The organism is Streptomyces alboniger (assembly GCF_008704395.1).
Classification (GTDB): Bacteria; Actinomycetota; Actinomycetes; order Streptomycetales; family Streptomycetaceae; genus Streptomyces; species Streptomyces alboniger.
The window spans coordinates 60,369-86,850 of record NZ_CP023695.1 but is presented as its reverse complement, the minus strand read 5'-3'; the positions used below and the strand labels follow the sequence as shown (position 1 = coordinate 86,850).

The window sequence follows — 26,482 nt, the reverse complement described above, 5'->3', positions numbered from 1 at the left end:
ACCCGCCCCCTGGGCCGTGATCGTGGCGCCCGCGTCCTGGGGCAGGGCCCGTCAGGAGGTGGCGGTGCGCCGGTATTTGCGCACGGCCAGGGTGCGAAAGACGACGATGATGAGGAGCGAGTAGATCAGCGACGCCTCGATCGGGTGCTGCATCGGCCAGGCGTCCCTGGCTCCGGTACCCGGATTGCCGAACAGCGTGCGCGCGGCCTGCACGGTCGCGCTGAACGGGTTCCATTCGGCCATGACCCGCAGGGGGGTCGACATCCGGGTGGGGTCCACGAAGGCGTTGGAGATGAACGACACCGGGAAGATCCACAGCATGGGAGCCGACGACGCCGCCTCGGGGGAGCGGGAGGCCAGTCCGGTCAGCGCGCCGACCCAGGTGAAGGCGTATCCCAGCAGGAAAAGCAGCGCAAAGCCGGCCAGCATCTTGGCGATTCCCTCATGGAAGCGCCAGCCGACTCCCGCTCCGACGCAGCCCAGCACCACCAGGACGAGAGCGATCGTCACCGAGTCCGACAGTGTGCGGCCGGTGAGCACCGCGCCGCGTGCCATCGGCAGCGAACGGAACCGGTCGACCAGTCCCTTGCGCATGTCATCGGCGATGCCCGCGGCGGTCGCGATGACCGAGAAGATGACGGTCTGGGCCATGATGCCGACCACGTTGAACTCGCGGAACGCCGCGCGGTCGGTGGTGCCGCCGATGTTCACCGATCCCGCGAACACATAGGTGAACATCACGATGAAGATGGTCGGCTGGATCAGCATGAACAAGATCATGCCCGGAGCGCGCTTGACCCTGATCAGCCCGCTCTTGGCGATGATGAACGAGTCGCGCACGGACTGTCCGATAGCGCCCCCGGTGGGGGGCCGGACGGCGGGTGGCGGTGCCAGGACGGTCACTTGGCGGTCTCCTTCACGCGAAGGTCCTCGCTGTCCCCGCCGCCCTGGGCGGCGTGGCCGGTGAGGGAGAGGAATACATCGTCCAGGGTCGGACGGCGCAGGGCGATGTCGTCGAAGGGAATGCCCAGCTCGTCCAGCCGGCGAATGATGCCGCCCAACGAGCGCGAACCCTCCGAGACCGGCACGATCAGTTTGCGGGTGTGCTCCTCGATGGATACCTCCCCCTGCCCCTCCGAGGCCATCACCAGACCGGCGCCGGTGAGGTCCTCGCCCTCGGGAAGGACCATCTCCACCCGCTCGTTCCCCACGCGTGCCTTGAGTTCGTCACTCGTGCCGTAGGCGAGCACCCGGCCGTGGTCGATGACGCAGATCGAATCGGCGAGCTGGTCGGCCTCTTCCAGGTACTGCGTGGTCAGCAGGAGCGTGGTGCCTTCGGCGACCATCGCGCGGATGACGTCCCACAGCACCCGCCGGCTGGTGGGGTCCAGGCCCGACGTCGGCTCGTCCAGGACCATCACCGCCGGCTTCATGAGCATGGCCGCGGCGAGGTCGAGACGGCGCCGCATGCCGCCGGAGTAGGTCTTGGCCGTCCGGTCGGCGGCGTCGGTGAGGTCGAACAGCGCCAGCAGCTCCTCGGCGCGCGCTGCCGCGTCGCGTTTCCTCAACTGATAGAGACAGCCGATCAGTTGCAGATTCTCCCGCCCCGTGAGGAACTCGTCGACCGCGGCGAACTGCCCCGCCATGCCGAGCGAACGGCGCACCGTGTCCGGGTCCTTGACGACATCCGCCCCAAGGACGGTCGCATGCCCGGCATCCGGCATGAGCAGGGTGGTCACGATCCGTACGATGGTGCTTTTGCCGGCGCCGTTGGGGCCGAGCAGGCCGAGCACGGTTCCCTGGGCGACGTCCAGGTCGACACCGTCCACCGCCCGTACGTCGCCGAAGTGTTTCACCAGGCCCTCAGCGTGGATGGCCTCTGGCATAGAGCACTCCTGTGGTCAAAGGGTTGCGGGACGTGTGGGGGCACTTGGCACCACAGGCTGGACACGTACCTGCGGCCGCACCCTGTCCCCGGACTGTGGCACGCGATATGACGCGTGTCAAGCATTGAGATATATCTTGAGTGGCCGCTCTGGTGATACGGCGACATCCGGCCAAGAGCCCGGGGAGGTCGCAGGGGACGGCTAGCGGACAGGGCGCGCCGGTGAACTGACGGGATGTCAGATCGCCTGTCCGGTGGCGGCAGAGCCGACAGCGGGCCGCGCCGCGCCCGCTCAGGCGGGCAGGTCTCGCGCCGGGCGCCGCGAGGCGAAGGCGGACACGTCCCGCAGAATGCTCCGGGCCACCTCCTGCACCTGCTCCTCGATGTAGAAATGGCCGCCGTCGAAGACCTGGACGGTGAACTCCGCCGTCGTGTGCTCGGCCCAGCGCAGGAAGCCGTCGTGCGGCACATACGGATCGTGGTCGCCCACATAGCCGCTGATGGGGCACCGCACCGAGCTGCCCTTCGGGTGGCGGTAGGTCTCCAGCGCCGTGAAGTCGCCACGCAGGGAGGGGACGATGGTGGCCAGGAGCTCCTTGTCCGCCAGCACGGCCGGCGGCGTACCGGCGAGGTCCGACATCCATGCCATCAGCTCCTCGTCGTCCAGCCGGTGGACCCCCTGGTCCCGCTCGACCGAGGGCGCCGTGTTGCCCGAGACGACGAGCCCGGCCGGAGCGGGGCCCGGCCCCCGCTCCAGGCGCCGTGCGACCTCGTAGGCCACGACGGATCCCATGCTGTGCCCGAACAACGTCAACGGGCGGCCCCTCCAGGGCGCCAGGGCCGTCACGGCTCCCTCCGCCAGCTCCCTGAGATCCGTCAGGGCGGGCTCCTCCAGGCGGTCCTGCCTGCCGGGATACTGCACGACCAGCACCTCGGCTCCCTCGGAAAGGGCAGCCGACAGGGCGAAGTACGCCGATGCGGAACCCCCGGCGTGCGGGAAGCAGACGAGAGCGGGGGCATCGCCCCTCGGGGTGTGGTAGCGGCGTATCCAGCCGCCGCGGGCGGCGGCGCCCGGGCTGCGCGTGTTCGTCACTCCATGCTCCTTCTTCGACCGATGGATTGGGGCCATTGCGCCGTTCTCAACGTCACGCGATCGAGTCGTTCGTGGCCGTCCGGCGTCACAGGGCCGGCTCCGGCGCGTCGATCATGGGAATGAGCTGATACGTCCAGCAGCCCGCGGACGGTGGCACGTTCAGCACCCGGCACGCGCAGAGGGCGGCTCGCGAAGCTCGTCGGGGCTTTCGTGTGCGGGTACGTGCCCGCGAAGCAGCTTAGACCGACCGGCACATGGATCACCTGAGGCGGCGCGTGCGGGGGGCGTCGGTCCCGGCGGGGGGGGGTGAATGCCGGCGCCTGCCGGCCTGGACCGGGGCGGGCACGCCCTTGCGGGCGGACTTGCCGGCGCTGCCCAACTCCCGGAGCGGAGCGCGGAACGGGTGGCTGCCCGGCCCCGGCCGAGGCTGACGTTCACCTCGTCCGCAGGGGCCGGCCGGTCTGCGGGCATCAATGGCACCGAGCGTTTCATGCCCTGGCCCGCACTGCGGCCGCCGCACGGGGCCGGGGCGGGGAAGTGGGCGTCAAGGCGCTGTCCTGTCGACTGGACAACCCCAGGCAGCCCCTCGCGATGGGCGGCGGCTGGCTGAAATTCCCTGCCTACGGCCCCATGCAACGTCACGCTCTGTTGCCCCGTGGCGGGGTCGGAAGCTTCCCCCTGGGGCGCGGCAGCTGAGGACAGGCACCGTCACTCTCCAAACGTGTAAGTGACACAGATCACGGGGGCTGAGGCGATGGCCGTGCCTGCTGAGCGTGGTCCCTTCAGCCCGAACCCCGACCGGGCCCGGCCTTCGACTCCACGCTCAGCGCGTCCACGACCCGGCCGGGGGTGCGGAACGGCGCGGCCTACGGCGCTTCGGCGCACGGGCCGGGGCGGGGCGGAGCGCGGGTTGTGCGGGGGGCTCATGTGGTTCCCGCCCGGGCCGACCGATCATGTCCGGGCGTCTCACCTGACGATGTCAGGCAAGCCCTTGCCCGGACACAACACATTGGGCTCTACTTGTTCATCGTCTAAAGGCGTCGCGCCAGGCTGGAACACGTTTGAGTCGCTTTGTTCCAGCGCGGCACGGGATTCACCTGCTCGCACGCAAAACGTTCGGTAGGGGGAACGGAATGGCTATTTCGCGGTCCGATACAAGATCCACGTTACGTCGCCCGAGTGATGTCGAGGCGGCCGTGGGGCAGCAGCGGGGGCCCATGGACAGTCCGCATCGCAGCCAGGTGCTGACGACGAATGTCGGCCTTCAGATCCCTGCCGGAATGACCTTCGAGAACTGGGAGAACACCGGAAGGAGACTTTCGGGAATCATAAACTCCTCTTCCTGGTGGCTCGGTGACTGGCTCATATACGGGAAGGACCACTACAGCGATCGTTACGAGCGGGGAATTCGCGCTGTCGGTCTCCGCTATCAGACACTTCGTAACTACGCCTGGGTATCGCGTCGTTTCGCCATAGACCGGCGCCGGGCCGCACTCAGCTTCCAGCACCACGCCGAGGTGGCCTCCCTGTCGCTGGCGGAGCAGGAGCACTGGCTCGACCAGAGCGAGGCGCGCGAGTGGAGCACCAAGCAATTGCGCAAGGCCGTGCGTCTTGCGCAGGAGAACGAGATCACCGGCGAGGACCAGGGCACCGAACCGACCGAGCGGCTCGCCGTTCCGATCGGCCATATGCGGCGGTGGCACAGTGCCGCGTCGCACGCGGGCATCGATCTTGAGGAGTGGGTGCTCCTCACGCTCGACAGCGCGGCCGAAGAGATCCTGGCGGGGTAGACACCTTAGACGCCGCACCGGTATCGGCGTGGGGCCTGTGGTCAGCGAGAGGCCCAGGCCTCGGCCTCGCCGTCGACCTGGATGATCAGCCGCATCTCGCACGTGCACGAAATGGGGATCTTCCCCGGCTGCCCTTCCGGGCGCGGGCACGAGGTGGTCCTGCACGAGGAAACGAGCGTTGATCTGCGACGGCCTGCCCCGGCCGCTGCGCTTGGTGAGTCGGAGAGCGGGGTGATCGGGGCAGCCGGGCCGGGGCCGGACGCTCGCTACGTAGGAGCGATCCGCCGCAGCCCCTCTGCACCAGGTGTCGCGGCAGCGGGCTGCGGCGCTGACAGCGCACGGTCAGCCCCGTCTCGTGCCTGCTCAAGCGAACGCCTGCCGGCCCCGGCCCGGGCCCTCGCAGCGCAATTCGCCGCCCAGGCTGCGGACTTGGCCTGGAACTCCTCGTTCAGCTGTCCGCCGGAAGGATCCGCACGCGTCGCGGACGTCTAGGCGGGCAGACCGCCAAGCGGCCGCCTGAGAGCCGCCCCTCCTGTGGGGCCCGCGCTCTGGCGGCGCTTGAGCGGTTCCCACCAGTCCCGGTTGTCGCGGTACCAGGCGAAGGTCTCGGCCAGCCCGGATTCGAAGTCGTGGCGCGGACTGTAGCCCAGCTCGGTCCGCATCCTGGTGCAGTCGATGGAGTAGCGCCTGTCGTGGCCCTTGCGGTCGGGGACGTGGCGCACCTGTGTCCAGTCCGCGCCGCAGGCCGCGAGCAGCCGGCCGGTCAGTTCACGGTTGCTCAGTTCGATGCCGCCGCTGATGTTGTAAACACGGCCCGCGCTGCCGCCGGCACGGACCAACTCGATGGCCGCGCAGTGGTCCTCGACGTGCAGCCAGTCGCGCCGGTTCAGCCCGTCGCCGTACAGCGGGACGTCACCGCCGTCGAGCAGCGTCGTGAGGAACAGCGGGATGATCTTCTCGGGGAACTGCCGCGGCCCGTAGTTGTTGCTGCACCGGGTGACCCGCACGTCCAGGCCGTGGGTGCGGTGGTACGACAGGGCCAGGAGGTCCGAGGCCGCCTTGGAGGCGGCGTAGGGCGAGTTGGGGTCGAGGGGGTCCTGCTCGGTGCGCGAGCCGCTCTCCACCGAGCCGTAGACCTCGTCGGTGGACACGTGCACGAAGCGGTCGACGTTGTGCCGCAGCGCGGCGTCCAGCAGGGTCTGGGTGCCCGTGACATTGGTGCGCACGAAGGCGTCGGCGGAGGCGATCGAGCGGTCCACGTGGGACTCGGCGGCGAAATGTATCACCTGGTCGGCCTGTGCCATCAGCTGGTCGACGAGGGGGGCGTCGCAGATATCGCCCTGGACGAACGTCAGCCGGGGGTCGCTGAGATCGAGGTTGTCCAGGCTGCCGGCGTAGGTCAGGCTGTCCAGCACCGTGACCCGCAACACCCCGTTGTCCTGCGCTGCGCCTGCCGCGAGCAGCATCCGTACATAGGCAGAGCCAATGAACCCGGCGGCGCCGGTGACCAGCAGATTCACAGCGCCTCCAAAGGAAGTGGGGGCAGCATGCCCGCCTTGCAGAGGCGGGCCCGCTCCATGACGTAATCGCCGTAGGGCGAGTTGCCCATGCGCGCTCCCAGCGCGTGGCAGTCGTCCGGGTCGATGTACCCCATGTGCATGGCGATCTCCTCGATGCAGGCCAGCCGGATGCCCTGTCGGCGTTGGGTGTCCCTGACGAAGGTGCCTGCTTCGAGTAGGGACTCATGGGTGCCGGTGTCCAGCCAGGTGACCCCCCTGCCCAGCCACACCAGTTCGGCGGTGCCCATCTTCAGGTAGACGCGCAGCAGGTCGGTGATCTCCAGCTCGCCCCGGGGGGAGGGCTCCAGATCTCTGGCGATGTCCGTGACCTGGGCGTCGAAGAAGTAGATCCCCGGGATGGCGAGGTTGGAGCGCGGCTGTCGGGGCTTCTCCTCGATGGAGACGAGTGCGCCCAGCGAGTCGATCTCGGCGACGCCGAACCGCTCCGGGTCGGCCACTTCGTGGCCGAACAGCACGCAGCCACCCATCTTGAGCGCGGTGCGCCGCAGCAGGGTGGGCAGGTTGGCACCGTGGAAGAGGTTGTCCCCAAGGGCCAGCGCGCACTGCTCGCCGCGGATGTGATCCTCCCCTACGAGGAAGGCGTCGGCGATGCCGCGCGGCTCGCCTTGCGTGGCGTAGTCGATGGACAGCCCCAGCTGGTGGCCGTCACCCAGAAGGGCCTGGAAGGCGGGCAGGTCGCTCGGACGCGTGATGATGAGGATGTCCTGGATGCCCGCCAGCATGAGCACGGACAGCGGATAGTAGATCATCGGCTTGTCGTAGACCGGGGCGAGCTGTTTGGAACTGGTGAAGGTGAGGGGCTGCAGGCGAGTGCCGTTGCCGCCCGCGAGAATGATGCCTTTCATCCGCTCCGCGCTCCCTCATGGTCGGTGTTCCCGCATGGTGGGGGGCACGTCCAAAGCCGGTCTAATGCGCTTCTTGGAAGGAGCCGGCCCCGCCGTGCACAGAGGTGGGCACCGGGGGGCCGGGCGGGACGGAGCATCAAGAGAGGGCCAAGACCGGCTCAAGGTGGCCGGGTGAGGGTCTCCTGTGTCCGGCTGGGTGCAAAGTTCCTGAAGGGGCTGATCGGCTTGAGAATCCTGTTCACCTGTATTCCCTGGCGGTCGCACTTCCAGGCTCTTGTGCCGCTGGCCTGGGCGCTTCAGGCGGCGGGGCACGAGGTCCGGGTCGCCAGCGGCCCGGAGCTGACGGACGCGGTCACCGCCTCAGGTCTGCCGGCGGTGCCCGTCGGCTCCGACGAGCCGGTCATGGACAAGCTCGACGCGCTTTTGGTTCCGGAGGTGATGGCGAAGGTCCAGGAACTCGCGGAGCGGGGCGACCTTTTGACCGACCTGTCGGAGAACCGTGAGGAGGAGCTCACCTGGGAGCGCCTGCGATGGGGCTACCAGATGACGCAGCGCACCCAGGCGGCCATGAACGATGCGATGGTCGAGGAGCTGGTGGAGTACTGCCGCTGGTGGCAGCCGGACCTGGTGCTGTGGGACTGGCTGAGCCACGCGGGCGCGATCGCGGCCACGGCGGCCGACGTGCCGCACGGGCGCATGCTGACCGAACTCGACGTGGTGGGCCGTATGCGCCGGCATTTTCTGCGGGTGCGTCAGGAGCAGGCGCCAAAGGACCGCGAGGACCCGTTGGGGGACTGGCTGGGGGAGTGGGCGCAGAAGTTCGGCGGCGAGTTCTCCGAGGAGATGGTGACCGGGCAGTTCGCGATCGAGCAGATGCTCGGTTCGATGCGGCTCAAGTCGCCGTCGCCGCATCTCGCGCTGCGCTATGTCCCCTACAACGGTCCCTCGGTCATACCGCACTGGGCCCGGCGCGCTCCGGTCAAGCGGCGCGTGCTTGCCACCTACGGACTCAGTCTGGAGCAGGCAGCCAGGCATCAGGCCGCTTCCTTGGAGCAGGTGCAGGGGATGCTGGATGCGCTGGCCGATGTGGACATCGAGCTGGTGGTGACGCTGCCCGAGCGGCTTCAGCGGGAGCTGGAGCGGGTTCCGGGCAATACCAGGCTGGTGGAGTTCGTTCCGCTGCACGCCGTTGTGCCCTCGTGCTCGGCCGTGATCCACCATGGCGGCGTGCCCGGGTTCCTGGAGTCGATCGCCCACGGGGTGCCGCAGCTGGTGATCGGCCGCGTCGTCCCCGATATCGGCGAGCGCGGCCCGCGGTTGGAGCGCTCCGGGGCCGGCCTGTGGATCAGGGGGGACGCTCCCGAGGAGCTGGAGGGTGCGCGGGTGCGCGAGCAGGTGGTGCGGCTGCTGGAGGAACCCTCGTTCAGGCAGGCCGCGGGGCGGCTCGGCCAGGAGCTGGCAGCGCAGCCCTCGCCCGCCGAGGTCGTCGGGGAACTGGAACGGATCGTCAACCGCTCCGGCGCGCGCTGAGGGGCGCCCCGTACATGCTTCTTGCGGGGTCGTTGACGCGGATGCCCGCCGGGCATCGCGTGGCAGTGTGGCCGCCGTCCGCGACGGACAGGCCGATGGCGTCCGCGAGGACCAGAGCGGAGTGGGCCGGCACGGCCGTCCGGGGCCGGTCAGTGGCCGTTGTCCATCAGGATCGAACGCTGGATGTCCTTCAGCGCCGGGCCGGGTTCGACGCCCAGCTGTTCCCGCAGGGTCCGGCATGCCTGGTGGTAGGCGAGCAGGGCGTCGCCCCGGCAGTCGCTTCGATGCAGCGCCAGCATGAGCTGGCGGTGGAACACCTCGCGCAAGGGGTGCTCGGTACTGAGGAGGTAGAGATCACCGACGAGTTCGCGGTGATGCCCCAGGGCCATGTGCGCCTCCATCTGGCCCTCCCGGCACTCCAGTTGGATCTCGTCGAACCAGGCCTGGAACCCCTGGAGGATCGGGCCGCGTGCCGCGGTGGGCAGCGCCCCCCGGCACAGTGCGAGCGCCTCCTCGAAACTGCTGACCGCAGCCTCGTGCTCGCCGTTCCTGAGCCGGACCCGGCCCTGTCTCACCAGGCGGGTGAGGTCGTGGAGGTCGAGTTCACCCGGGCCCAGCGTCAGCATGTATCCGGAGGGGCTGGTGGCGACGGGGCTTGCCGCCGCCCCGGGACGGCGGAGAAGCTTGCGGACCTGGGAGACGTACACATACAGGCCCCCGACGGCGCTGCGCGGCGGTTCGTCGCCCCAGATCTCGGTGATGAGCTGGTCGACGCTGACGACCTGACCGCAGCGGACGGCGAGAGTCGCCAGCAGAATTTCGACCTTCTGCGCCCCTATGGCCTTGATGGTATTTCCGTTAGCGACACGGACCGGTCCTAGGATCTCAAGCCGCATGCTGTGAACTCCTGTTTCTTGGAACGGTGAAAGGAGTGTGAATATCGGTCCAAGGTGGTGCGGTGAAATGCACGGCGGATCGCCTGAACATACCTCACCTTCCCGGGCGGTGAGTCAACGGAAACTGGTCTTCGGTGTCCTGTTGGCGGGACACCTTCGACGTCCAGGGGCCAGTCCAATCATGGTTGACACGGTATTAGGTCGACGTGGTTACCTCAGGTGTGTTCCATTGGCCCACCGGCAGGCGACCGGCGGAATCGGGGTGAGGGAATGCCGGCTGCTCACGAGATCAATTGCATGTGATCGGGTGAGTGCCGCGCTTCTTTGCCGAAGAGGCCGCCCAGGGGGTTGGCATGGTGCCTTTGTCGTCCGCAGGTCTTGGGCGGCCCGCTTTCCGGTGAACGGCACCGGTCCGGCTTTGTGTGCCGTTCCAGGTCGCCCAGGGATCTCAGGGATCCGAGCAGCCAAAGAAGTGTTTGCATGCGTAACTTGTGATGGATCGGCCCTGCCCGTGGACCAGATAAACAGGAGTGCTGAGTCATGATCCCCTTGTCTTTCGCACAGCGGCGCCTGTGGTTCATCGACAGGATCGAGGGGCCGTCGGCGATGTACACCGTGCCGTTCCTCATCCGGCTCACGGGGCGCGTCGACACCCCGGCGCTCACCGCCGCGGTGCGCGATGTGGTGGTCCGCCACGAGAGCCTGCGGACCCTGATCGTGGAGAGCGCCGAAGGCGTCCCCGCCCAGCAGGTGGTGCCGGCCAAGGACGTGCGGCTGGACATCGGGCTGATCGAGATCGCCCCCAAGGAGTTGGACGAAGCGGTGCACAAGGCCTCCGCGCTCCCCCTCACCCCGTTCGCGGAGATCCCGGTGCGCGCCGTCCTCTTCCGCACGGCCGCCGAGGAACACCATCTGCTGCTGCTGATCCATCACATGGCCTGCGACGGCGAGTCCATCGCCCCGCTCGTGCGGGACCTGAGCGCCGCCTACACCGCACAGGTCCAGGGCCGCCCCCCGAACTGGCCCGAACTGGCGGTCCAGTACGCCGACTACACGCTCTGGCAGCGCGAACTGCTCGGTGACGAGAACGACCCGGACAGCCTCCTGGCCACCCAACTCGCCTACTGGCGCCAGGAACTGGCGGACATGCCGGCCTCGACACCCCTGCCCATGGACCGCCCGCGCGGCCCGTTGCCGAGCCGCCGCGGCGATGTCGTCGAAGGCACCGTCGACCAGGAGCTGCTGGCAAGGGTGGAGGCGGCGGCCAGGCGCACCGGGTCGTCGGTGCCAATGGTGTTCCAGGCCGCCCTTGCCGTCCTGCTGCACCAGCTGGGCGCGGGTGAGGACATCGCGCTCGGTTCCACCGTCGCCGGCCGCCAGGACCCGGACCTGGCCGACCTGGTGGGCTTCTTCGCCAACACCTGGGTCCTGCGCACCGACCTGTCGGGTCGGCCGACCTTCGACCAACTCCTGGCGCAGGTGCGGCACAAGGCGCTGACGGCCTACGACCACCAGGACGCGCCGTTCGAGCGCGTGGTGGAGGCATGCAATCCGGAGCGCTCCAGCGCCTACCACCCGCTGTTCCAGGTGATGTTCACCTGGTCCACCGGCGCCCGCCTGGAGTTCGCTCTGCCGGGTGGCGTGCGGGGGCGTATCGCTCCGCTGTGGACGTCGATCGCCAAGTTCGACCTGGAGTTCAGCTTCTTCAACGAGCCCGGCACACCGGGCCTGTCCCTCTATCTCGAGTACGCGAGCGACCACTTCGACCGGGCCACAGCCGAGGGCTTCGTCGCACGCCTGATACGGATCGTCGGCGATCTGCTCGCGGAGCCGTCGCGCGCCGTGGCGCTGGCGGACGTGCTGACGCACGGAGAGCGGGAGTGGGCCCTGCGCGCCCTCAAGGGCACGGACGCCGAGATCCCCGAGCTGACCGCCGTCGCGCTGATCGAGCGCCAGGCGGCGGCGACGCCGCACGCGACGGCCGTGCTCGACGGCGGGCAAGAGCTGAGCTTCGCCGAGCTGGACGCGCGCGCCGAACGGCTGGCACGGGAGCTGACCGCCCGCGGGATCGGCCCCGAGCGCCTGGTGGGCCTGGCGCTGCCGCGCTCGGCCTCCCTGATCGTGGGCATGCTCGCGATCTGGAAGGCCGGTGCCGCCTACCTGCCGATCGACCCCCGCTACCCCGGAACACGTCTGGGCCACATCCTGTCGGACGCCGGCCCCGACCTGGTACTGACCGACACCGCCGGCGCGACGGTGCTCCCGGCGACCAACATCCCCCGCCTGTGCGTGGAGGAGGTGGACTTCGACGCGGCCGGCCCGGCGGCGCAGCCGGCCGCCGGCCTGCCCGCGCACGCCGCCTACGTGATGTACACATCGGGTTCGACCGGCACACCGAAGGGCGTGGTGATCACCCATCGGGATGTCGTCAACGGCGTGCTGCGGCTCGCCGACATCGTCGGTATCGGTGCGGGCACGCGCGTTCTGGCCGGTACGTCGGTCAACTTCGACGTGTCCGTCTTCGAGATCGTGACCACCCTGGCGCGGGGCGGCACCCTGGAGGTGGTGCGCGACGTCCTGGTCATCGGCGAACGTGGCGGCTGGTCTGGCGGCGTCATCAGCACCGTTCCCTCGGTCTTCACCGAACTCCTCGACCAGGCACAAGACACGATCCGGGCCCAGACCGTGGTCTTCGCTGGCGAGGCCCTGCCGGCCGCGCTGGTGCAGCGGACCAAGGATGCCATTCCGGGCGTGCGGGTGATCAACGCCTACGGCCAGACGGAGTCGTTCTACGCCACCGCCTTCACCGCCGGCCAGGCCTGGACGGCTACGGCGGCCACCGCACCCATCGGTGTCCCGCTGGCCAATATGGGCGCCTATGTGCTTGGCCCCGGCCTTCAGCCCATGCCCCCCGGCGTCGTCGGTGAGCTGTACGTGGCGGGAAACGTGGCGCGCGGATACCTCGGCAGGGCCCGGCTGACCGCCGAACGTTTCCTGGCTGATCCCTTCGGCCCGGCCGGTGCGCGCATGTACCGCACCGGTGATCTCGCCCGCTGGGGGGCCGGCGGCCAACTGGAGTGCGTCGGCCGCGTCGACGAGCAGGTCAAGGTGCGCGGCTTCCGCATCGAGCCGGGCGAGGTGGAGTCCGCGCTGACCGCCCACCCCGCGGTGGCCCAGGCCCTGGTGACCACCTGCCGGCACGAAGGCCGTGAGCACCTGGTGGGCTATGCGGTGCCGGCCGCCGGGCGGGAGCGGGGGCCGACGGCGGTCACCAGCCTGCAAGACCTCGACATCGACCTGACGGCCACCGTCTCACCGCGCGACCTGCGCACGTTCTTGTCCGCCAGGCTTCCCGAGTTCATGGTGCCCTCGCTCTTCGTCCTGCTGGAGCGGCTGCCGCTGACCCCCAACGGCAAGGTGGACCGCAAGGCGCTGCCGGCACCGCAGTTCACCGGCTCGGCCTATCGCGCCCCTGCCACGCCGGGTGAGGAGATCCTCACCCGCGTCTACGCCGACGTGGTCGGCGTGGACCGCGTCGGGGTGGATGACGACTTCTTCGCGCTCGGCGGCGACAGCATCCGTTCCATCCAGGTCGTCGCGCGGGCCAGGACCCAGGGCATCGAGGTCACCCCCCGGCAGATCTTCGAGTGCCGCACCGTCGCGGAACTCGCCCGCGCCGCCGCGCGCGAGGAACGCACGCAACCCAAACTGCCCGAGCTGCCGGGCGGCGGCGTGGGCTTCGTGCCCCTGCCCCCTGTCGGCCACTATCTGGAGGAACTGGGCGGGAACGTTGACCGGTTCACCATGGCGATGACGGTGGACCTCCCGGCGGGGATGGACCGCGACGCCCTGGTGGCGACGCTGGCAGCCGCCTTCGACCGGCACGACATCCTGCGCTCGCGGCGACTGGCCGGCCGGGCGGCGGGGCTGGAGGTGAGCGCGCCCGCGACCGTCGACGTGCAGCCGCTCATCCACAGGGTGGCGAGCGAGGGAAGGTGGGATGAGGCCTGGCGGCAGCGGGCGCAGAGCGAACTGGACGCCGCGGCAGACCGGCTGGACTGCGCTAACGCGGTGATGGCGCAGTTCGTGTGGTTCGACGCGGGCACCAGCACTCCAGGACGCCTCAGCATCCTGCTGCACCACCTGGTGGTGGACGGCGTGTCGTGGCGCATCCTGCTGCCCGACCTCGCCGCCGCCTGGCAGGCGATCCGCGACGGCCGCACTCCGCGGCTGCCCCCCACCGCCACCTCGGTCCGCCGCTGGACGCACGCGCTGGCCGAGGCCGCGAAGGAAGAGCGGGCGGCGGAACTCGGGCTGTGGCGCCGGATGGTCCGCGGACCCGACCCGCTTCTTGGCACCAGGCCCTTCGATCCGGCCGTGGACACCATCGCCACGGTCGAGCGGGTCCGCCTGGACCTGCCCATCGAGACCACCGGGGCCTTGCTGACCACCCTGCCCGCCGCCTACCGCGGCGGCGTCAACGACGGCCTGCTGACCGCCCTCGCCCTCGCCGTCGCCGCCTGGCGCGGGCGGCGCGGCATCGACGAGCCCACCACGCTGGTCCGCCTGGAGGGACACGGGCGCGAGGAGGACGTCGTCCCCGGCGTCGACCTCTCCCGCACGATGGGCTGGTTCACCAGCATGTACCCGCTGCGCCTGGACGTGTCCGGGATCGACCTCGACCAGGCGCTCGCGGGCGGTGCGGCCACCGGCGCCGCGGTCAAGGCCGTCAAGGAGCAGCTGCTCGCCGTCCCCGACAAGGGCATCGGCTACGGCATGCTGCGCTATCTGAACGCCCAGACCGGGGCGGAGCTTGAGACCTACGGATCCGGGCAGATCGCCTTCAACTACCTGGGACGCTACACGGGTTCGTCCAACATGCCCCAGGACCTGCACGGCCTGGGCTTCACCCCCATCGAGGACACCGTCACACTGACGCCCCCGCTGGATGGGGACATGTCCGCCCTGGCCACCCTGTCCGTCACCGCGCATGTCGTCGACACCGAGCAGGGCCCGCGACTGGAGGCGAGCCTGGACTACCCCTGCGGGCTGCTGGCCCGGAGCGATGTCCGCGAGCTCGCCGACCTGTGGCGCACCGCCCTGGCGGGCGTGGCCCGCCATGCCGGGCAGCCGGACGCCGGCGGCCTCACCCCTTCGGACGTACCCCTGGTCACGGTGGGTCAAAGCGAACTCGACCGCTGGCAGGAGCAGTACCGGGGCATGGCCGACGTGTGGCCCGTGACCGCGATGCAGGACGGGCTGCTCTTCCACGCCGAACTCGCCGGCGCGGCCGTCGACGTCTACCAGATGCAGTTCACCTTCCACCTGACGGGCGAGGTCGAACCGCACCGGATGAGGGCGGCCGGACAGGCGCTGCTCGAACGCTATCCCAACCTGCGGACAGCGTTTGTCACCGACAGTGCGGGCGACCGGGTCCAGATCGTCCACAACGGCATCGAACTGCCCTGGCAGGAGCTGGATTTGGCCCTGCTGCCCACACCACAGCAGCAGGAACAGCGCAGGCGCTTCCTCGCCGCGGAGCACAGCACCCACTTCGATGCGGCCCGAGCGCCGCTGATGCGTTTCTCGCTCATCAAGCTGGCGGCCGACCGCTGGGATCTGGTCCTCACCGCCCACCACGTCCTCTTCGACGGCTGGTCGGTTCCCCTGCTCATGCTGGACCTGCTGCGCCTGTACCGCTCACACGGCGACGACGTGCAGCTGGGCAGGGCGCCCGCCTACCGCGACTTCTTGACGTGGCTCTCCCACCAGGACCGTACGGCCACGGCCCGCGCCTGGCAGCACGAGCTCAAGGGCCTTGAGGAGCCCACGCTGCTGGTACCCGACGCTGACGCCGCACAGGGCGAATCCGTCGGAGTCGGCCAGCTGGACGTGCCGCTCACCCCCCAGCAGTGCGACCGGCTCTCCCGCCGCGCCGGTGAGCTGGGCCTGACCCTCAACACGCTGGTCCAAGGCGCGTGGGGCATGCTGCTGTCCGCCCTGACCGGACAGCGCCAGGTGACCTTCGGCGCCACCGTCTCGGGCCGTCCGCCCCAGGTCGAGGGCGTGTCCGAGATGGTCGGCACGTTCATCAACACCCTTGCGGTCCGCATGGACTGCGCCCCCGGACACAGCCTGGGCACTCTTTTGACCGCACTCCAAGAACGCCAGAGCGCGCTCCTGGACCACCACCACTTCGGCCTCCTTCAGATGCAGGAGCTCACCGGCGTGCGCACGCTCTTCGACACCCTGGTGGTCTACGAGTCGTACCCCATCGACAGCGCGGCACTGGACGAGGCCTACGCGGCTGCCGGAATTCGGGTGAGCGGACTGAGCCCGCTCAGCAGCACCCACTACCCGCTGGTGGTGATGGCCTCCGCCGAACCGCATCTGTCCATCGCCCTCCAATACCAGCACCACCTCGTGTCCCCTGAGCAGGCCGCTGTCATCGCCCGGCGCCTGGGACGCGTCCTTGTCCAGCTGGCCGAGGACCCGCAGCAGCCGTTCGCCGGCATGGACGTGCTGGATCCTGCCGAGCGCCGGCGCATCCTCCTCGACGTCAACCAAACCGCCGCCCCCACTCCCCACGCCACCATCGCCGAGCTGTTCGAGCGACAGGCCGCAAAGACCCCGGACCGCCCCGCGGTGACCTGCGGCGGCCTCACCCTGACCTATGAGCAGCTCAACGCCCGCGCCAACCGTCTCGCGAGCGCGCTGGCCGCACGGGGCGTCAAAGGGGAAACCGTCGTCGGCCTGGCGATGCCCCGTTCGGCCGACCTCGTCACCGCCATGCTCGGCATCTGGAAGGCCGGCGGCGCGTATGTGCCCATCGACCCGGACAACCCCGGTTCCCGGGTGGAGCACATGCTGAGCGTCGCCCGGCCCCAACTGCTGCTCACCACCTCCGCCACCGCCGACGCGCTGCCGGACACCGCTGTTGCCACCCTGCTCATCGACGACATCGATCTCGCCGCCGACGGCCCGCTCACCCAGCAGGCCAGGAAACTGCCGCCCCAGCACGCCGCCTACGTGATGTTCACCTCCGGCTCCATGGGCCTCCCCAAGGCCGTGGTGGTCAGCCACGCCAACGTCGTCAACGGTGTAACGCGGCTCGCCGAGCGGGTGGGGGTGGACGCGGACACCCACATGCTCGCAGGCGCCTCCATCAACTTCGACGTGTCCGTCTTCGAGATCGTCACCACGCTGCTTCACGGTGGCCGTGTCGAGATCGCCCAGAACGCCCTCGTGCTCGCCGAACACGAGACGATGACAGCGAACGTGATCAGCACCGTACCCTCGGTCTTCGCCGCGCTGGGCGGCAAGACACCTGCCCTTCCCGACCGGGCCACCCTGGTCTTCGCGGGGGAAAAACTGCCGACCGGGCTGGTCAGGCGCATCCGGCAGGAACGGCCCGAGATCCGCATCGTCAACGCCTACGGGCAGACCGAGTCGTTCTACGCCACCACCTTCAGCCTCCCGGCGCAGCAGCCCCGGGGGGACACCGGCAGCATCCCGATCGGAACGCCGATCGAGAACCTGCGCACCTATGTCCTTGGGCCCACTCTCGCGCCGGTCCCGCCCGGCGTGACGGGCGAGTTGTACGTCGCCGGGGACATCGCGCGCGGCTACGCCGGCCGGCCCGCCCTGACCGCCGAGCGCTTCGTCGCCGACCTCTACGGGCCCGCGGGCGCGCGGATGTACCGCACCGGAGACCTGGCCCGCTGGACGGCCGACGGACAGATCGAGTACGTCGGCCGCGACGACAACCAGGTCAAGATCCGTGGTGTCCGCGTCGAACCCGCCGAGATCGAGAACGCACTGGCCACCCACCCCGATGTCGCGCAGGCCGTGGTCATCGCCCACAAGCCGGCCGAGGAAGGAGACCAGCACCTCGTTGCCTACATCGTGCCCGCCGCCCCGCACACCGACGGCAACGACCTGGCCGCCACCTTGCGCGGCTACCTGCGCGAGCGGCTGCCCGCCCACCTGGTGCCCGCCGCCGTCCTCGCCCTCGACGCGCTTCCGCTGACCGTCAACGGCAAGGTGGACCACAAGGCACTGCCCGCACCGCACTTCACCGCGGCGGCCGCGGGCGGCGATCCGCGCACTCCCCAAGAGGAGCTGCTCTGCGAGCTGTTCGCCGAGGTCCTGCATGTCGAGCGGGTGGGTGTCGACGACGACTTCTTCGCCCTCGGCGGCCACTCGATCATGGCCATCAAGCTCGTCAACCGCATCCGGTCCGTGCTGCGCACCGAAGTGGAGCTACGCACCCTCTTCGCCGCTCCGACCGTGGCCGAGCTGATCCCGCATCTGGGCCGCTCCGGGGCGGCCCGCGCACCACTGGCTGCGCCCGCACAGCTGCCCGCACGGCTCCCGCTGTCCTTCTCCCAGCAACGGCTGTGGTTCCTGCACAAGTTCGAGGGCCGCGCGGCGACCTACAACATGCCGATCGTCCTGAGGCTCAGCGGGGATCTGAACGTGCGCGCCCTGGAGGAGACGGTCAACGACCTCGTGAGCAGGCACGAGATCCTGCGCACCGTCTACCGCGAGACCGACGGGCGGCCCTACCAGCACATTCTCGGGCCGCAGGAGGCCCGCATCGCCCTGCCCGCACGCCCCATCGCGGACGCGGACACGCTGGCCGCGGCCATCGCCGCGGTCGCCCGCCACCCCTTCGACATCGCCACCGAGATCCCGCTCAAGGCCGCACTGTTCACCACCGGCCCGGATGAGTTCACCCTGGTCCTCGTCATCCACCACATCGCCGCCGACGGATGGTCCACGACCCCCCTCGCCAAGGACCTGGCCACCGCCTACGCGGCCCGCGCCCGGGGCGAGGCCCCCCGCTGGGCACCGCTGCCGCTGCAGTACGCGCATTACGCCCTGTGGCAGCAGGAACTCCTGGGAGGCGACGCCGACCCGGACAGCCTCTTCACCCGGCAGTGCCGCTACTGGTCCCAGCAGCTGGCGGGGCTGCCCGAAACGGTCACCTTCCCCACGGACCGGCCGCGCCCAGCAGAACTCGACCGCAGCGGCGACCTGCTCGAATTCACCCTCGACGCCACCCTCCACAAGCAAATCGTCCAGCTGGCCCGGGCCACCCACACCACCCCCTTCATGGTGCTCCAGGCGACCATGGCCGCCCTGTTCACCCGGCTCGGCGCAGGCACCGACATCGCGCTCGGCAGCGGCATCGCGGGCAGGATCGACCAGAACCTGAACGACCTGATCGGCCTCTTCGTCAATGTGCAGGTCATGCGCATCGACACCTCGGGCGACCCGACCTTCACCGAACTGCTCGAGCGCACGCGCCGCACGAGCCTGGCCGCGTACACCCATCAGGACATCCCCTTCGAGGCCCTGGTGGAGAAGCTCAACCCCCAACGCTCGGCCTCGGTCAATCCGCTCTTCCAGGTCGCCCTGATCCTGCAGAACACCGAGGACGCGGACTTCGAGCTGCCCGGTGTGCGGGTCACCAGCGAGGGCACGGGCACCGGCACGTCCCGCTACGACGTGACACTGAGCCTGACCGAGAGGTTCTGCGACCGCGCCACACCCAACGGCATCCACATCGCCGTCGAGTACTCCACCGAGCTCTTCGACGCCTCGACGATCGACATGGTGATCGCCCGCTGGCAACGACTGCTCGCCGCCGCCGTCCTGGACCCCGCACAGCACATCGCCGGGGCGGGTGAACCCACCGCCGAGGAACGCGGCACCCTGCTCGCGGGCGAGCAGCACACCGCAGGGGAGGTGGCAGCGGCCACCTTCCCCGACCTGTTCCGCGCACAGCTGCTGCGCGCCCCCCAGGCACCCGCGGTGGAGTTCGGCGGCCAGGTGTGGTCCTACCGGGAGCTGAACGAGCGGGCGAACCGCATCGCCAACTGGCTGATCGCGCGGGGCATCGGCTGCGAGCAGGCGGTCGGCGTCGCCATGCCGCGCAGCGCCGACCAGGTCGCCGTGGTTCTGGGCATCCTCAAGGCGGGCGCAGTATTCCTGCCCCTCGATCCGGACTACCCCGTTGACCGCATCCGGTTCATGCTCGATGCCGCCGCTCCCACCGTCCTGCTGGCCACGGCAAGCACCGCGGCGGGGCTGCCGGCGTGCCCGGGCACCGAGGTGGTGGCCGTCGACACCCCCCAGGTGGCCCAGGCCCTTCGGGAGGGTCCGCTCACGGACCCCGAGCTCGCCCCGGCCCCCGGACACCCCGCCTACCTCATCTTCACCTCCGGCTCGACCGGACGGCCCAAGGGCATCGTCGCCACCCACGCCGGCATCGCGGCCCTCAGCCGCACCACTGAGGACCGCCTCGCGCTGAGCCCGCACTCCCGTGTCCTCCAGGTCGCCGCGCCCAGCTTCGACGCCGCCTTCTGGGAGTACGTGCAAACCCTCACCACCGGCGCCACCCTGGTGGTCCCCCGTGAACAGCGCCTCGTCGGCGAGGACTTGGCCCACCACCTGGCCGAACTCGACATCACCCACGTCATGCTGCCGCCCAGCGTGCTCGCCGCACTGCCCACCGACGCGCCGCGCACGCTGACCGGGCTGCGCACCGTCACCGTCGGTGGCGAGGCGTGCCCACCGGCGCTGGCCGCCGCCTGGTCGCCCGGACGCCGTTTCGTCAACGCCTACGGCCCCGCCGAGACCACCGTGTGCGGCGCGATCAGCGCCCCCCTGGGCACCGGCCGCACCCCCATCGGCACCGCGGTTGACGGAAACCGGCTACGGGTGCTGGACGACCGGCTCGCCCCGGTCGGACCGGGCGTGGCCGGCGAGCTGTACATCGCGGGGCCCAGCCTGGCCCGGGGCTACCTGAACCGCCCGGACCTCACCGCCGAACGCTTCGTCGCGGACCCCTTCGGCCCGGCCGGCACCCGCATGTACCGGACCGGGGACATCGTGCGCCGCGGTGCGGACGGCCAGCTCGACTACCTCGGCCGCAGCGACGACCAGGTCAAGATCAACGGGCTGCGCATCGAGCCCGGCGAGATCACCGCGGCGATGGAAGAGCACCCAGGCGTCCAACAGGCCGTGGCAACGGCCTACCGGGGCAAGGACGGCCGCCAGCGCCTGGTGGGCTATACGGTGCCCGCCTTGCCGGGAAGCCGCGGCCCGGACGCCGAGGACCTGCGCGCCTTCCTGTCCCACAGGCTGCCGGAGTTCATGGTGCCCTCGGTGTTCCTGGTGCTCGACACTCTGCCGCTGACGGCCAACGGCAAACTCGACAAGGCCGCCCTGCCGGCGCCGCCGGCCACGACGGCGAGCGGCTACCGGGCTCCCCGGACCGAGGCTGAGACCACGCTCGCCGCGATCTTCGCCGAGATCCTGGGGCGGGACCGGGTCGGCGTCGACGACGACTTCTTCGTGGCCGGCGGCGACAGCATCCGCTCCATCCAGGTCGTCTCCAAAGCCCGCGAACAGGGCGTGGCGATCACACCGCGGCTGATGTTCAAACACCGGACCGTGGCCGCCCTCGCCCAGGCCGCCGCGGCAGGCGGGCAGCCCGGCACGGACCGCCGGGAGCCTGCCGCAACAGGACTCGGCTGGATGCCGCTGCTTCCCGTGATGCGCCAGATAGGCGAACACGTCGGACACCACGACGGATTCACGATGTCGACGGCTGTGCGGCTGCCGACGGGCATCGACGAGAGCGGGCTGGTCGCGACCCTTGCCGCAGTCGTCGACCAGCACGACATGCTGCGCTCCCGCCTGCGCACCCACGCCGGCGAACAGGGCCTTTACGCGGCCGCGCCCGGCACCCTCGACGTCGCCTCGCTCATCCGCCGCAGTCCCTGCCCCGGCCACTGGAGCGATGCCGCCTGGCGGCACAAGACCAAGGCCGAGGTCGCCGCCGCCGCCCAGGAACTGGACGCGCAAGCAGGCCGGATGGCCCGCTTCATCTGGTGCGACGCGGGCCCCGATACCGCCGGGCGGCTGATCATCGTCCTGCACCACCTGGTGACCGACGCGGTTTCCTGGCACATCCTGCTGTCCGACCTCGCTCAGGCCTGGGACGCCGTGCGACAGGGCCGCTCACCGCAGCTCGCCGCGGTGCCCACCCCCCTGCGCAGCTGGTCACACGGCCTGGTGCAGGCCGCCGCGGCACCCGAGCGGGTCGCTGAACTCGACCTCTGGCGGGACATGCTGGAGCAGCCCGAGCCGCTGCTGGGCGCCCGGCCTCTGGACCCGGCCCTCGACGTGCGCGCGAGCGTGGACACGGTGCGCATCACCCTGGACCACCCCAGCACCGAAGCACTCCTGAGCGCACTGCCCGCCGCCTTCCACAGCGGTGTCGACGACGGTCTGCTCACCGCACTCGCACTGGCCCTGGCCCAGTGGTACCGGACACGGGGCACCGACCAGCGCTCGGTGCTGATCCGCCTCGAAGGACACGGCCGCCAGGAGGGCGCGGTACCCGGCGCCGACCTCACCCGCACCATCGGCTGGTTCACCAGCATCTATCCCGTGCGCCTCGACGTCAGCGGCATCGACCTGAAGGACGCCGCCGCGGGCGGGCGCACCGCCGGATACGCCGTCAAGGCGGTCAAGGAACAGCTCCGCGCGATCCCCGACAAAGGCATCGGCTACGGCCTGCTGCGCCACCTCAACCCGAAGACCGCCGAGATCCTCAAGGAGTACGGCCAGGGGCACATCGCCTTCAACTACCTCGGCCGGCTCGGCCCGCTCACTTCCGCACAGCAGGACAGCGGCGCGCACTGGACGATCTCCGACGACCTGGGCGACCTCGCGCCGCAGCCGAACGCACCGGCCCTGGCCGCGGTGGACATCACCGCCTTCTGCGCCGAGACCGCGCAGGGCCCGCAGCTGACCGCCGACCTCGCCTACGCCACCGGGCTGCTCACCCGGCAAGAAGCACGAGAGCTCGCAACCCTGTGGCGCACGGCCCTGGAAGGCCTGGCCCGCCACGCCACCGCTGCGGGGGCGGGCGGCCTGACGCCCTCGGACGTGCCGCTGGTCCGGGTACGCCAGCGCGACCTGGACCTCTGGCAGGAGCACTACCCGCACATGGCCGACGTATGGCCGCTGACCTCGCTCCAGTCCGGACTGCTGTTCCAGAGCCAGCTGGAGGGCGCCGAATTCGACGCCTACCAGGTGCAGCTGGTCTTCCACCTGACCGGGCGGGTGGACGCGCAGCGGATGAGGGCGGCCGGCCAGGCCCTGCTCGACCGCTACGACAGCCTGCGCACCGCATTCGTGACCACCGCCGCCGGCGAATCCGTGCAGGTACTCCTCGACCGCGTCGAACTGCCCTGGCACGCCGTCAACTGGAGCAGCCTGCCCGAGCGGGAGCAGGAGGAACGACTGCTCGAGCTGCGGGAGCGGGACCGGACCACGCCCTTCGACCCCACCGACCCGCCCCTGCTGCGCCTGACCCTCGTACAGCGGGGGGCCGAGCGCCACGAACTGGTGATGACCGTCCATCACATCGTGTACGACGGCTGGTCCTCGCCGCTCGTGCTGCACAGCCTGCTGCACTTGTACGCCACCTTCGGGGATGCCGGATCACTGAACCGGGTGCGCCCCTACCGGGACTTCCTCGACTGGCTGTCGCGCCAGGACAAGGAGGGTGCGGCACAGGCGTGGCTAGCCGAGCTGGAGGGGCTGGACGAGCCGACGCTGGTGGCTCCCCTCAGCCGGCAGCAGGAGGCGGGCGGCCACTTGAGGATGCCGGTCGAGCTGGACCGCGACACGGCGCGCTGCCTGTCGCGGCGCGCCGCCGAACTCGGCATCACCCTCAACAGTCTGGTGCAGGGCGCCTGGGCACTGCTCATCGCGAGCCACACGGGCCGCCAGGACGTGGTGTTCGGCGCCACGGTCTCGGGGCGGCCGCCGCAGGTGGCGGGCATGGACGAGATGGTGGGCCTGTTCATCAACACCCTCCCCGTCCGGGTGCGCACAAGGGCCGGCCAGAGCGCGGCCGACCTGCTGCTCGACCTTCAGCAGCGGCAGGCCGCGTTGATGGACCACCACTTCCTGGGCCTCGCCGAGATCCACGGGGCCGTCGGTCTGCCCGTGCTCTTCGACTCGGTGGTGGTCTTCGAGTCCTACCCGGCCGGCGGGGACGACCTCGACCAGACGCTGAGCGCGGCCGGCATCGCGATCACCGGAATGGACTGGGAAGCGGCCGTGCACTACCCGCTCGCCCTGTTCGCCACCGCCGACCCGGATCTCCAACTGATGCTGGGCTACCGCGACCATGCCTTCGACACCGCGACCGTACAGCGTCTGGCACAGGGCCTGACACGGATCCTCGGCGCCCTCGCGGCGGACCCCGCCACCCCGGTGAGCGGGATCGACCCGGTGGCACCGGCCGAGCGCGAGCTCGTGCTGAGCGGGTTCAACGACACCGCCTGTCAGGCCCCCTGGGCCACCGTGGCCGCGCTGTTCGAGCAGCGGGCCGCCCGGCGTCCCGACGCGGACGCCGTGCTGTGCGCTGACACCACCCTCACCTACCGGGAGCTCGACGAGCGGGCCGGCCGGCTCGCGCGGGTGCTGGCGGAAAGCGGTGTGGGCCAGGAGTCGCCGGTCGGGCTCGCCCTCGCGCGCTCGCCGGAGTACATCGTCGCCGTGCTGGCCATCGCCAAGGCGGGCGGCGTGTACCTGCCCCTGGACCCGGCCTACCCGGCCGAGCGGATCGCCTTCATGCTGAGCGACGCCAAACCCGCTCTTCTGGTGACCGACACGCAGACCTCGGCCGAGCTGCCCGACAGCGACTGCCCGCTCCTGGTCATCGACCAGCCCCAGGTGGCCCGACAGATCGCGGCGGCACAGCCGCTCGGCGCAGGCTCGCACGGGCACCCGGACCAGCTCTGCTACGTGGTGTACACCTCCGGCTCCACGGGCCGGCCCAAGGCGGTGGGCATCTCCCACCGGTCGCTGGCGGTTCTCTCGGCGGACCGGGGCTACGACGAGAGCCGCCTGGAGCGCGTGCTCATGCACCACACCCAGGCGTTCGACACCTTCACCTACGAACTGTGGGCCGCCCTGCTCCGCGGCGGCGCAGTCGTCATCCTCGCGTCCGGCCGGCTGGACCCGGCCGGCCTCACGCGGACGATCACCGAACAGGGCGTCACCGGACTCATCATGCCGGCGGGCCAGTTCATGGCCTTCGCCGATGAGGCACCCGAGGCGTTCCGCGGCGCCCGTGAGGTGTGGACGGTCGGCGACGTGGTGACCCCGGCCGCGCTCAAGCGCGTGCTGGGCGCATGCGCCGACCTGACCATCGTGAACGGGTACGGCCCGACCGAGACCACCGCGGCCACCACCATGCACGTCATCACCGCTACGGACGACCTCGGCGAGGCCGTACCGATCGGGCGCCCGATGGACAACACCCGCCTGTATGTGCTGGACGCGGCGCTGCGACCGGCGCCGGTAGGGGTCGTCGGGGACCTGTACGTCGCCGGCGAACGGCTGGCCCGCGGATATCTGGACCGGCACGGCCTCACCGCGGAGCGCTTCGTGGCCTGCCCCTTCGGCGGGCCGGGCGAGCGGATGTACCGGACCGGCGACCTGGCAGCCTGGACGCCGCAGGGCCGCCTGCTGTTCCGGGGCCGCGTCGACAACCAGGTCAAAATCCGGGGCTTCCGCATCGAACTCGGTGAGGTGGAGGCGGTGCTCGCCGACCACCCGCAGGTCGCGCAGGCCGTCGTGATCACCCGGGACCAGCCGGGCATCGGCAGGCACCTCGTCGCCTACGTCACACCGGCCGAGGGCGAGCCGCCCGGCCCGGACACCTTGCGGTCCTTCACCGCACAGCGGCTACCGGAGCACATGGTGCCCGCCGCGGTCCTGGTCATGGAGAGTCTGCCGCTGGCCGTGACCGGGAAGGTCGACCGCAGGCTGCTGCCCGCACCGCAGTTCCTCAGCCACACCGCCTACCGGGCTCCCCGCAACGCCCAGGAGGAACTGCTGGCAAGCGTGTTCGCGCAGGTTCTCGGCGTGGAACGGGTCGGCGTCGACGACGACTTCTTCGCTCTTGGCGGCCACTCGCTCCTCGCCACCAGGCTCATCAGCCGGATCCGCACGGTACTGGGCGCACAGATCCCGATCCGCACCGTCTTCCAGGCGCCGACCGTCGCCACCCTGGCCGAGCACCTGATCGGGGGCCTGCAAGACCCCGGCGACGGCGGCCCCTTCGACACACTGCTGCCGTTGCGGACCGGCGGGAGCAAAACGCCCTTGTGGCTCCTGCACCCCGGATTCGGACTGTGCTGGTCCTACCTGGGGCTGGCCACCCAGGTGGGGGACCGCCCGGTGCACGGCATCCAGGCGCGCGGCTTCGACGGCGCACCGCTGCCGGCCGACTTCACGGCCATGGTCACCGACTACACGCAACAGATTCTCGCCGTACAGCCGCACGGCCCCTACCAACTGGCCGGACACTCGCTGGGCGGCTGCCTGGCCCACGCCATCGGTGCCGAACTCCAGCGGCGGGGCTACGAGGTGGCCCTGGTGGCCCTCCTGGACGCCGTTCCGAGCAGCGGGTTCGCACAACTGGCGCAGGCCCACCTCACCCGGTCGGAGGCGCGCGACTTCCTGGACGACTACCTGCCGGGCACCGCCGATGACGAGGACCGTCAAACCATCGTCGAGAACGGCGCCACCGTCGTCGTCGAACACGCCCGGATGGTCGCGCAGTTCACCCAGCCCACCTACCGCGGCACCGTGCTGTTCTTCAGCGCGACCCACAGCCCCGAGGTGCGGCCCGGCCCCTGGGAGCCGTACGTCGACGGCGAGCTGCTCACCTTTGATATCGACGCCACGCACTTCGGACTGACCGAGCCCAAGCCCGCGGCCGAGATCTGCACCATCATCAACCGCTACCTCCGTGACTGAGGA

At 70.3% G+C, this 26,482-nt stretch carries 9 protein-coding genes; 3 read left to right on the top strand and 6 right to left on the bottom strand.

Annotation, left to right across the window (positions count from 1 at the left end; translation table 11 throughout):
* Positions 1–51: 51 nt before the first annotated feature.
* From CP975_RS00295 to CP975_RS00285, 3 genes are all read right to left on the bottom strand, one after another.
* The gene (locus CP975_RS00295) at positions 52–903 is read right to left on the bottom strand and encodes an ABC transporter permease (RefSeq protein WP_055534467.1); all 852 of its coding nucleotides are present in this window, start codon (positions 901–903) and stop codon (positions 52–54) included.
* Positions 900–1,886 carry an ATP-binding cassette domain-containing protein gene (locus tag CP975_RS00290; protein WP_055534465.1) on the bottom strand — a complete coding sequence of 329 codons (987 nt, stop codon included), beginning with the start codon at positions 1,884–1,886 and terminating at the stop codon, positions 900–902. The genes CP975_RS00295 and CP975_RS00290 overlap by 4 nt, the downstream gene beginning before the upstream one ends.
* A 291-nt stretch (positions 1,887–2,177) precedes the next feature.
* Positions 2,178–2,978, bottom strand: coding sequence for a thioesterase II family protein (locus CP975_RS00285; RefSeq protein WP_246201350.1), 801 nt, complete (start codon positions 2,976–2,978; stop codon positions 2,178–2,180).
* 1,217 nt (positions 2,979–4,195) lie between these two features.
* Between CP975_RS00285 and CP975_RS00280 the strand changes: the two genes are divergently transcribed.
* The gene (locus tag CP975_RS00280) at positions 4,196–4,768 is read left to right on the top strand and encodes an LmbU family transcriptional regulator (RefSeq protein ID WP_055527269.1); all 573 of its coding nucleotides are present in this window, start codon (positions 4,196–4,198) and stop codon (positions 4,766–4,768) included.
* Between the two features lie 488 nt (positions 4,769–5,256).
* Here CP975_RS00280 and rfbB read toward each other — a convergent pair whose 3' ends face one another.
* Positions 5,257–6,288: a dTDP-glucose 4,6-dehydratase gene (gene rfbB / locus CP975_RS00275; RefSeq protein WP_055527265.1), complete on the bottom strand. Its 1,032-nt coding sequence runs from the start codon at positions 6,286–6,288 to the stop codon at positions 5,257–5,259.
* The gene (gene rfbA / locus CP975_RS00270) at positions 6,285–7,193 is read right to left on the bottom strand and encodes a glucose-1-phosphate thymidylyltransferase RfbA (protein WP_055527264.1); all 909 of its coding nucleotides are present in this window, start codon (positions 7,191–7,193) and stop codon (positions 6,285–6,287) included. The genes rfbB and rfbA overlap by 4 nt, the downstream gene beginning before the upstream one ends.
* Before the next feature lie 225 nt (positions 7,194–7,418).
* Here rfbA and CP975_RS00265 point away from each other — a divergent pair, with 225 nt between their 5' ends.
* Positions 7,419–8,723, top strand: coding sequence for an activator-dependent family glycosyltransferase (locus CP975_RS00265; RefSeq protein ID WP_070321134.1), 1,305 nt, complete (start codon positions 7,419–7,421; stop codon positions 8,721–8,723).
* A 149-nt stretch (positions 8,724–8,872) separates the two neighbouring features.
* Here CP975_RS00265 and CP975_RS00260 read toward each other — a convergent pair whose 3' ends face one another.
* Positions 8,873–9,619: an AfsR/SARP family transcriptional regulator gene (locus CP975_RS00260; protein WP_055527260.1), complete on the bottom strand. Its 747-nt coding sequence runs from the start codon at positions 9,617–9,619 to the stop codon at positions 8,873–8,875.
* Between the two features lie 540 nt (positions 9,620–10,159).
* On the opposite strand from CP975_RS00260, the gene CP975_RS00255 reads away from it, so the two are divergent.
* Positions 10,160–26,479, top strand: a complete 16,320-nt coding sequence (locus tag CP975_RS00255; RefSeq protein ID WP_055527258.1) for a non-ribosomal peptide synthetase — start codon at positions 10,160–10,162, stop codon at positions 26,477–26,479.
* Positions 26,480–26,482 lie beyond the last annotated feature (3 nt).

Coding starts and splice junctions, on each gene's coding strand:
- CP975_RS00290 (WP_055534465.1), bottom strand. CDS start 1,886: ATGCCAGAGGCCATCCACGCTGAGGGCCTGGTGAAACACTTCGGCGAC.
- CP975_RS00280 (WP_055527269.1), top strand. CDS start 4,196: ATGGACAGTCCGCATCGCAGCCAGGTGCTGACGACGAATGTCGGCCTT.
- rfbA (WP_055527264.1), bottom strand. CDS start 7,193: ATGAAAGGCATCATTCTCGCGGGCGGCAACGGCACTCGCCTGCAGCCC.
- CP975_RS00260 (WP_055527260.1), bottom strand. CDS start 9,619: ATGCGGCTTGAGATCCTAGGACCGGTCCGTGTCGCTAACGGAAATACC.
- CP975_RS00255 (WP_055527258.1), top strand. CDS start 10,160: ATGATCCCCTTGTCTTTCGCACAGCGGCGCCTGTGGTTCATCGACAGG.